This is a genomic window from Lysinibacillus sp. UGB7 (assembly GCF_049058285.1).
GTDB lineage: Bacteria > Bacillota > Bacilli > Bacillales_A > Planococcaceae > Lysinibacillus > Lysinibacillus sphaericus_B.
Map to the genome: position 1 here is coordinate 350,957 of NZ_JBMGUV010000001.1, position 10,129 is coordinate 361,085.

The 10,129-nt window shown below is 32.5% G+C and carries 6 protein-coding genes; all 6 read right to left on the reverse strand.

Going from position 1 to position 10,129, the window contains the following annotated elements:
- Positions 1-84: 84 nt before the first annotated feature.
- On the reverse strand, positions 85-3,147 hold the full coding sequence (locus tag ACOMCU_RS02275) for an Athe_2463 domain-containing protein (RefSeq protein WP_421049353.1): 3,063 nt from the start codon (positions 3,145-3,147) through the stop codon (positions 85-87).
- 179 nt (positions 3,148-3,326) lie between these two features.
- Positions 3,327-4,418 carry a stalk domain-containing protein gene (locus ACOMCU_RS02280; RefSeq protein ID WP_421049354.1) on the reverse strand — a complete coding sequence of 364 codons (1,092 nt, stop codon included), beginning with the start codon at positions 4,416-4,418 and terminating at the stop codon, positions 3,327-3,329.
- A 180-nt stretch (positions 4,419-4,598) separates the two neighbouring features.
- A complete protein-coding gene (locus ACOMCU_RS02285; RefSeq protein ID WP_421049355.1) occupies positions 4,599-5,021 on the reverse strand; it encodes a hypothetical protein in 423 nt (140 codons plus the stop codon).
- 91 nt (positions 5,022-5,112) lie between these two features.
- On the reverse strand, positions 5,113-6,906 hold the full coding sequence (locus ACOMCU_RS02290) for a stalk domain-containing protein (RefSeq protein WP_421049356.1): 1,794 nt from the start codon (positions 6,904-6,906) through the stop codon (positions 5,113-5,115).
- 960 nt (positions 6,907-7,866) lie between these two features.
- A complete protein-coding gene (locus ACOMCU_RS02295) occupies positions 7,867-9,243 on the reverse strand; it encodes a hypothetical protein (RefSeq protein ID WP_421049357.1) in 1,377 nt (458 codons plus the stop codon).
- A 587-nt stretch (positions 9,244-9,830) separates the two neighbouring features.
- Positions 9,831-10,129 (reverse strand): hypothetical protein (locus ACOMCU_RS02300; RefSeq protein ID WP_421049358.1); only part of this gene is annotated, 299 nt, incomplete at its 5' end.

A 10,129-nucleotide genomic window follows, 5' to 3' on the forward strand; every position in this document is an offset into this window, starting at 1 on the left:
TTTTTATTAATAATTTTTACTACTTTTAATTTTACACAAAAAAAAAGAGAACTGGATAAATGATTATCCAATTCTCTGTCTCTTTTATTGTGTTACATGTGATTTTACATCATCGGCATTAGATCCTAATACTTCAATTGATAAGTTTGCTGAATCACATAGCAGGAATGGTACTGGCGTTTTAGGAGTATATCCATAGAATGCCTCCGTATCGACCTTGATGTTATATGTTCCATTTGCAACTGTTTCATTGAAATAAATTCTACGATTTGTTTCTTTACCAAATGCATCTCGTTGTGGCAATCCATAAGTGATTGTCTTATCATCCCAATTCCCTTTAATAGCAATCGGCTCTAATTTGTATCGAATAGGCTGTCCGTTTTCATCTGTGTAAGGCATCTCAATATATAGAGCTTCAGGCATTGTCACTGGAACTACAAGAGGATAAACATCTTCTCTTTGTCCTGGTCTGCCCATATTCCAGGGTTTAGGAGCAGTTTTATCAACATTTGTTTGGTAATTAACATCGATCTCTAGTTCAAATCCATAACCTGCTCGGATTTTCCCTTTATCCGTCATGATGTCGCCATCATAATCTCGACTTTTGAAGATCGCTTGCTCAATAGAATATGTTTCGTAATGAGCAACTGTTTCGTGATTTGTAAACAAGTATTCATCATAAGGATATGGTGCAGACCATCCAATGATATATCCATCTTCATCTCGTATCGAATCTTGTTTATACGTTTGGTAATATCGTGTTTTCGTATATTTTTGGCTCCAGTCATTTCTTGTATGAACTGTTTCACAATACTGCTCAGCAATATTTTGAACGACTAGAATTGATTGTTCGTCTACATTATCCGCATATGGATTTCCATTATTCAGATACTCTTTCCAACGTCTGCCGCCTCCAGTATCAGGGTTGACTTCAACCATAAATGGATTATCTCCAATAACTAAGTTTACTGTACCTAAGTCTTTACAAATTTTTTGTTCTTTATTTCCTACAAAAACATCGTCAAATGTCCATTTTTGACCTGTAATCATATTTGTGATTACATGCACGATCTGACGAGAATCGCCTTTAGGATTCATGTTGGTTACTTCATAACAAGCTTTTACATTTTCTGAACCAGCAGGTTGTCCTTGAGCACGATATACGACTTGAGGGAATAATTCAAAATTTTGAACAGCGATATTTACTTCTGATTGCCAACGTTGTTGGTATGGACCATCATTTTCAATTACTGTAGATTGTAAAAGATCTCGGTGAACTTGACGAATTTGCCACTCAGCTTCTAACCAGGGCTCATTACCGCTCATTACGTTTTTCACCGTCAATTGTATTGTTTGACCTTCATACAGCGTTTTTTCTGCAACAACATTATAAACTTTACTACCTTCGCTATTTTTCACAATTACTTGTAAGGAAGCGAATGGGTTAGCAGCTAAGTTGTTTGGATCACCTACAGGTGTTTCACCAAATGGTTTATTAACATAGAAATGAAGATCATACGCTGTGTTTGGCATAATATCTTCAGTCGGTAGACCACTAGCTTCTGTAAGGTTAGCAGTTTTTAGTGTACCAATATCTTCTTTCTCAATCGGTAATGTTATTTCAGCAAAGTCATCTTCAGAAATTACATTTTCACCTGCTAAGTAGTGTCCGATAGGAATTTCGATACGAATTTTCATTTCTTCTTTTGCAATATTTGCTTCAGGGACAGTAAATGACCATTCAGCACCTGTATTGTCTACTTCGAATCCAGCTGTTTGTAAATACTCAATTGATGTGCGTCCGACAGGTGATTTACCTGCTTTTTCGTGATTCAGTTCATTATAATGCGATTCATCGTAACTACCAACTAAATGAACGTTGTCATCATACGCTAAGTGTAAATCAAGACCTAAAGGCTCATATGTTGTCGCTTTGCCTTTGCCTTCGCCTTCAATTTCCATATTTTTTACTCTAGCTGTAATCTTGTATTCTTTACCACGTTTTAAATTAGCTTGAGGATCAATTTTGACATAAGTGGATAATACACTATTTTTTTCAGCATTACGATAAACATGACCTAATACTTTTCCGTTTTCAGGATCGATAATTTTAAAGTCTGTTACACGTAAGTTTGGCTGATCAGGTGTTTTTAGAACCCAAACCATGTACCATAATCCATCTTTACCTGGAGCATTTCCGTTGTGATACATACGAGCGATACCTGTAGACCATTCAGGATTGTTTTTAAGAAGAATTGCATCTTTCCAATAGTTTGCACTACGTTGATACACTTGTTTCTTAGTTTCACCTGGCTTTTGTTCAAGTACGAACTCAGGATTTTTTGTTAAGAATAATTCTTCAATCCATTTCGATTTTTTACCCGATAAATCATATGTTGTGCGTTGTGATTCTTCATAATGTCCAGCTCCTAAAGAACTGAAGTCTCTCCAGGGCTCCCAAATCCATAATTTTTTCGATGGATGCCAATCGGGTTCTGTGGGATATTCAGGTGGAAAATACGGGTTATCTACGATTGAGCCACTATCTGAATAGCCTAAATAACGCCATTCATAGTTTTTTCCAATATAGTTATAAACCTGATTTTTATAGCTATATGAAACTTTAATTTTTGTAGTACCTGTATTGTAACCGTTGTAGCCATATGTCCATCTTTTATCGATGTCATAGCTACCTTTCTTTAAGTTATGATTGAAAGTTCGATCTACAAACCATGTTCCTGCCTCAGCTGGATTAAAACCATTACCCCAAACACGCAAACGATTGTCACGAATTTGATAACGATCTTCATCCTTATTTGATTCGATTAATTGTGCTGGTGGAACAGGAGAGTACCATAGATATTCACCTTTATACATCTCTTGCCAAAACTTTTTATTAGCCCCATAGTAGTTTCCTAATGTAGAGCCTGATTTGTATGTGATGTAAATAGGTGGCTCGCTACTTTCCCTTTGAATCACTTCACCAGTAATAGGATTTTCCCATTTATGATGATGTATTACGCTGTTCGATAAATCTGATACTGCATGAGCGTTCGTACTTTGCCAAAAACCAAAATATGCGGAAGCAACGATTACGACTGCAATGCAGTAGTTGAACCATGTTAGAACAGATTTCTTAATGTTCATTTCGCAATTACCTCCTTTTATATTTAGTTTTCTATTTGTATGATATGCAACTAGATGATGTGTGATAACAAAAAGAGTAAGGCAGCAAGAAAATATGTAAAGAATTGTTTATCAAAATGTTTCCTTGCAAACATTGGTTTGAAAAAAAAATAGGCTGCTAGTAGCAACCTATTTTTATCCTACATATCTAATTTTTTATTTGGTTCGGAGATGTAAATGATGAACGATGACGCTGCTGTATTTACATATACTTCACGATTTCCAACTGTAATTTTCTTGTTGAATTTTTTGTATGCTTCTGCATTTTGCTCTGCACCTTTTTCAATTAAACTGTAGAATTCACTGCCTTTAGTAGTCCCAAAGAATAAATTTGAAATTTCTTTAAACGCATAAGGCGTTACGTTTTCAATTAGTCGATCTTTACCACTGGCACTCCAATAGTCGATTTGTACTGCATAATCATTGTGCTTTGTGCTGTAAGATACACTGATTGAATTTAACGTACTGTACGGATATAAGATGGCAGCATTGTCGGCTGCTTTTTCAAAACCTAGCTCATTAGCAAGGATATTGATATTTTTCTTATAATCAGTAGTAAATGCTGTTGTTTTAGCCTTGAACGGTTTAATTCCTTCAGGTAATGGATACTTCTTGTCTAGAGCTTGATAAAGTCCTGTTGGTGATTTTTTCCACTTATTAGGAACATAAGGGTTCTCTTCAACTCCTGGGTTTGTAGGTGGTGTAGTTGGCGGTTTGTCCTCTTTAATATCTTGAGATCCAACAATTACCGTATACGCTGCACCGCTCTTTTTCGAAGAAACTTCATAATCAAATAATTGATTTAGTGATTCATATGGAACAAATAAATCTGAACCGATCTTAATCGTTTTTAATCCAGTAGGAGCTGTAGTCCATTTAGATTCTTTAACGTGTAAGTATTCATTTGCTCCATCCACTTCAACTACTGCACTCGATAATGTAAAAATGTACTGTGAATTATCATGTGTAACTGTAGTCTTATTTTTACTTGAATTTAATTCGTATTTATCCCCCATACCTTCAACTGAAATTTCTAATGGAACATAAACTTGACCATTTTGTACAATTGGATTAATTTTCGCTTTTTCACCATTTACATAAAGGGAATGATTTGTTAATGAAAATTTAGGAATGTCTAAACTGAATGTACCTATAGCAATGATAAGTGTCAGTAATAGTACCCCAATTCCAATCTTCGACTTAAATAAACTACCTTTTTTCATGTTCTGCATTTAGAACGCCTCCTTTATTAATAATACGTTTTACTATATGCAGGTTTTATTTTTTTATAATTACAAATAATAAAAACCCATGCTCGATAATATCCCCCCTTCATTTCAATTATAAATCCCTAAATTATAACAATCCCACATATTATACCTAATATGTGGGATTGTGTGTTAATTTTATATTTATTTTACTAATCTAATATTAGTTATATTGTAGTTGTCATCACGCACAATCTCTCTGCCATCCATTTTGTCTACTATATAACGTAAGCTTGATACTTCCTTTTCTACTTTCTTGAAACGTATCTCAAGTTCATTGAGCGATTCACATTCTTTATCATAAGCACTCTTCCAAAATACGCTTTCACTATGCCATTTCTCACTTTGATTCTTGTAAAATTCAAGACCTTCCAATACGCTATTTAACTTATCATCCGTAATATTTAAAGGCTTATTTACAATTTCATCTTCTTTTGTAGTAACTAAACCTCTAATTGTTTTTGAAATTGAATCAACTTTCTTTTCTAAACCAAAATTCATTATAATACTAGCAACAGCGATACAACCAACAACAGCTAATAATAAATACATAACTAAAATTTGCATTCTCAATTATCCCCTTTATTAGTTAATTTGTATTTCCTCCGAGACATTAGCAACGTGTACGTGTATTTGATTACATGAATTTTTTATAAATCTATTCTTTTATTGGTGCAATTATGATTTCCTCATTTTCTACAATAATTTCTAATGAAAGTTGATTTAGTAATGTTGTAATTGGAATCATATATTTCATATCCTTATTAAAACGTACAGGAACGTTTAAGTCGATTTTTTCACCATTTAATAAAGCTTCACTTGAATCAAGCGTATACTCGATTATAGAGCCATTTAGGGACATCTGAATCGTTTTTGATTTTTCTTCACGCTTAATTTCGATATTTAGAATTTCAGCAATTTGCTCAGCCCCGAATAAAACTACATTGTTGTCAATGATAGGGCGTTCGTTTAATGCAAATGGATGGTCCTTGTATACAATTGTGTGGTTTTCTTTAATCTCAATCAAATCGATTATGCCCTGCTTTGTAGAGCTTCTAGTATCTTGAAGTTTTACACCAATGTTAGTTAGTTTGAAGTTATCTTTAAATTCTTCAAATGGTTTTAGTCCTTCATATGCTTCAATTCTGATGATTTGTCCATCTACTAAAGCTAATACTTGATTCATATCTTCAACAAATTGTCCTTTTGCTTGAATTGAGATAATTTGTAATGCACTTTTTGCTTGATCATAAGAGAGCTCTTTTTTTGCATTTACATTAACACCTGTATCAAAATAGTAAGGTGATTCATCATTTTTATTAAATGTGTATTGCACTGTAAGATCACTAGTCATTGCTTCTTCTAATTCTTTTTTCAATTGAAGATTTTTTAGCAAGGCTAGGCGTTGTTTTTTATCATACGGATTATAGCCAGTATATTTAACGCTGTTTGCAGATTTGTAATTGCTCTTACCTGATTGAGATAAGCAAGATTTTTTATCCACTTTTTCAGTGCCTTTTTTTATAACTTTACCATCCTTATAGTAATAAACAGTATTCTCACAACCGTTTTTATTAAATACAGTTTTGGTGTAGTCATAAGTAGCTTCAGGCAATGTTAGTACAGGTGGTTTAGCAGGTGGCTTTATGCCTCCGATGTAATCATTGTCGTTAGTTTTACCGTCATCAATCTTACCGTCATCAGGGTTTCCTTCAGCTGGTTTATTTTTATCAGGAATCCCATTGTTTAAATCTTCATCAGTAGGCTTGTTTTTATCAACAATGTCGTCTACCTTGTTTTGAATTTTGTCCTTAATTTCAGATGCAGGCATTTTTTCTAAAGCATTTGATAGGTTGACAAATTCTTGGGAATCATCTGTTAGCAATACCCAATCTAATGATAAATAAACAATTACTTCATAGGCTTTACCCTTAAATTCAGGATCTTTTATCTTATCTAATTCAACATACAAATTTTGAAGTAAATTTGCTTTAACACGCATATCCTCCATTTTATCATATTTGATTGGCATCATACCTAACAAGTAGGCTGCTTCTAATACCTTCTGAGGATCATTTGTCGCAGCGTTTAAATCTGTTTGAGCGAGTTCTTTAATGGCATCTTCCGCCTGTTTTAAATGTTTTTCATCGTCATTTGGAATAACCACGTTAGATGACCAACTATAAGTGTGATGGTCACCTACTTTTTGAGGTATTTCAGAAAATAATGGATTGTCCGATTCGATATTTGGGACATCAGGTGTTTCAGTCTTTGATGAAGTGTTTGTTTTATCAGGATTTGAAACAGGTGGATCAGTATTTGTTAGTTCCTCATTTGTAATATCTGAAGGCATATCTGTTGTCGTAGGTGATATTGCCAGTGCTGGTACTACAGATAGCTGAATTAGTAGTGTTGCAGAACAAAGCATTGTGATCCATTTAGATTTTTTCATAATTTTATTCCTCCTTTCGTCTTGATGTTGTATAACATATTTTATGTTAGAATGAAGCTAATTATTACAAATTGATAGATGTTTCTACTAGGATTATATTCATGTTCTTATCAATTCATTCAATCATATAAGATTATTGAATTAATAATGATAGTGTTTTGATTTTCCCTATATATAAAAAAAAGATGTATTTATATTAATATTTAAAAGATATATTAGTTATATTTAAAAGGTATATAGTAGATATAAGAGTAGAAATATAATAGATATATTCGTAAGCGACATTGTTTGATCCTAGAGCTGTAAGGGATTGAGCATTGTCGCTTTTTGATTTTTGACAAAGAGACTAGAAAATAAGTAAATAATTTATGAAAATCGCAAAAAAATATTGTATTTATGTATGTTCGACTGACCTTTTTCAAGTTCAGTCGTTTTTTTTAAAGTTAAGAAGGATGATTGCAATTTTCGTCGGATTATTGCAGCTTTAAGGCTTTAAAAATCCTGATTTGTAACTGCAAAATAGGATTAGTGTAATAAATTAGGATTGTTGTAAAAGTGAGTGAGGATTATTGTAGAAAATAATTATTATTAGTGCAGTAAGAATAGGATTATTGTAGTTTTTGTCGAAAAGGGAATATCTGTTGATAGAAAGGATATTTATTGTGGATAAATGGTGAATCTATTGTGGATTATTTGTTGATACTTTGTTGATAAAATGTGTATAAACATAGGTTGTGGATATATATATTTGTAGAATTAACAGATTAGATAGGAAAAATTGGTGAAAAGTGTAGAAGAGAGTGTTTTATAAAGTAATTATATTCCCTTGCACATCCAAAGTGACGTTGGGTGTTATGTCTTTAGAAGAATATATGCTGGATAAACAATTTTTATGCACGCAAATAGCCCTTCTTATAATAGCTAAGAAGGTTCGATGTGCATATTTTCTGTTTTTAATAATTAATGTAGATATTGGGAGGAATTTTGATCAATTGTTATTCTTATTAAAGCTCCTAATTCGTATAGCTGTTCGTTGATACTGTTTATCATAAAGAAATCAGACTTGATGATATTGATCGCTTCTAGTATCTTTCGTAAGCCATATTGATTTACCATTTGCTTAATATCTTTTACATCTTTTTTGCATAGATGAATCGTGTCCTCGTTCATTAGATGGACCATTGTTTGCATTATCGCATTGTCAACGTTGTTTTGATAGATTTCATTGAACATTTTAGGGCTCATTGTCATAAACACTACTGAATGGCTTTGTACATTGCCAAATTTAAAATTGAACAGACCTGTGGCGTTAAGTGTGTCAATCATTTTTTGTATAGCTGGTTTATTACCTACGTAAGATGGTAAGAATGATTGGATTTCACGCATTGAAAAATGAATAGATATTGTACGGATGCCTTTTTTTGCAGCAGTTGCTGTATCACGTGAAATTTTCATATAGGCACGAATGGCGAATCTTAAAATATTTACATCGTTAATTTCAAGCAACTTCAAATAAGCATACTTACTAAGGCTGATATATCCCCCTAGAGTATGATGCTTATCTTTATGACGCTCTAGTTTAAAAGAAAAGTGAGTGTAGTGTGCTCCAGCTTCATTTAAGCTGCCGTTCACAAGTTCGATATGCTTATTTTTCTCCATATTAATTAATTGAGTTTTTAAAGTTCGAACGGATACACCAACCTCTTCAGCAAATGGTTTTAAAGGCACATCAAAAAGGAAACCATCTTCGTTAATTGGCTTCATCATTAATGCTATTAAAATTTTGATATAAGAAGCTGGATTCTTTTTCTCCGCAACTTCTACATTTAGATTATAATTTGAAACTTCTTGCCATTTAATGTTTCTAATTTGCCCTTCTTTAGAACCTGCTTTGTTATATGTACGTGGAATAGTAACTTCGTCAATAACTCCAACGGCTTCAGCAATAGATGCTACAATTAGTTCGCCTTGTTCACGAATAGCTAAGTCATAAGAAAGTTCTTCAGGAATAATGATTTCAGGTAAATTGAAGTCTGAATAATTGTAATCTAATAATGGCTTTAAATGATGAATTTTGTCGGATTCAGAAAAATCTTTCAAAAGTCGTTGGCGTTTTTCTAAATCTTTATCAGTTAAAAGAGTTAGAGTTTCTTTATTGTGTTCTAAAAGTTGAATAGATGAATAACCGTTTTCAGGAGTGAGAGGTTTGATCTCAGCTGTGTAAATGTTATCTGAAAATAATGGAGATCTGTCAAAAATTTCTTCTACAGATGTATTAAAGCCTTGATTGACAAGAGATTCTGGGACAGTTACATTGATTTCCTTTTGCTGATTCATAATTCTCACCTTTTTTCTGAATAATATATAGTCTTAGTATAACTATAGTTGATTCGTAAAATAAAGTGAGTTTTGTGGTATCAAAAATACATGCAAACTTTAAAAAATGTATAACCTAGCAAATATTTAACTATATGAAAGTACAGTTAAACCCTTGATATTAAAGGATTCTTAGGTAATTAAATTGTAAAATTGGTTTTGTAGTACCAAAAAAACATGCAAACTTTAAAAAATATATAACCTAGAGAGAATTTAACTATAGTTAAGTATCATTAAGCCCTTGATGTTAAAGGGTTTTAAGCAATTTAATTATGAAATTAGTTTTGTAGTACCAAAATTTCGTGCAAAAGTGAATTAATCCTTGATTACAGGGCGTTTGTAAAGCTTTTAGACTTGATTTGACTATTTAATTATAGGTCTTTTTAACCCTTTTTTAACTATTATTTGCTAGTAATTATTCATCTGACTTAATAGATACGATATTTTCCTATATGTAGTCGAATTGTAAGAATATTTGTCTATATATAGTGACTTTATTGGGAGAACTGGTTTTGTAGTATCAAAATTACGTGCAAAACAATGAAGAACTAGTTTTGTAGTACCAAAATTACGTGTAAAACAATGAAAAACTGGTTTTGTAGTACCAAAATTACGTGCAAAACAAGAAGATCTGTGCTGGTTTCACTAAAATCCTTTTCTATTGCATATGCAGGTATAATACTAGAAGCTGCTGCCCCACTTACCTTGTGCAAAACAATATAGCTTTGTAGTACCAAAATCACGTGCAAAACAACGTGGTTTTCTAGTATCAAAATTACGTGTAAAACAATATAGCTTTGCAGTACCAAAATTACATGCAAAACAATATGGTTTTGTAGTACCAAAA

What these genes read in the sequence shown, in the direction of transcription:
- ACOMCU_RS02275 (WP_421049353.1), bottom strand. Translation starts at nt 3,147, where the DNA reads ATGAACATTAAGAAATCTGTTCTAACATGGTTCAACTACTGCATTGCA.
- ACOMCU_RS02280 (WP_421049354.1), bottom strand. Translation starts at nt 4,418, where the DNA reads ATGCAGAACATGAAAAAAGGTAGTTTATTTAAGTCGAAGATTGGAATT.
- ACOMCU_RS02285 (WP_421049355.1), bottom strand. Translation starts at nt 5,021, where the DNA reads ATGCAAATTTTAGTTATGTATTTATTATTAGCTGTTGTTGGTTGTATC.
- ACOMCU_RS02290 (WP_421049356.1), bottom strand. Translation starts at nt 6,906, where the DNA reads ATGAAAAAATCTAAATGGATCACAATGCTTTGTTCTGCAACACTACTA.
- ACOMCU_RS02295 (WP_421049357.1), bottom strand. Translation starts at nt 9,243, where the DNA reads ATGAATCAGCAAAAGGAAATCAATGTAACTGTCCCAGAATCTCTTGTC.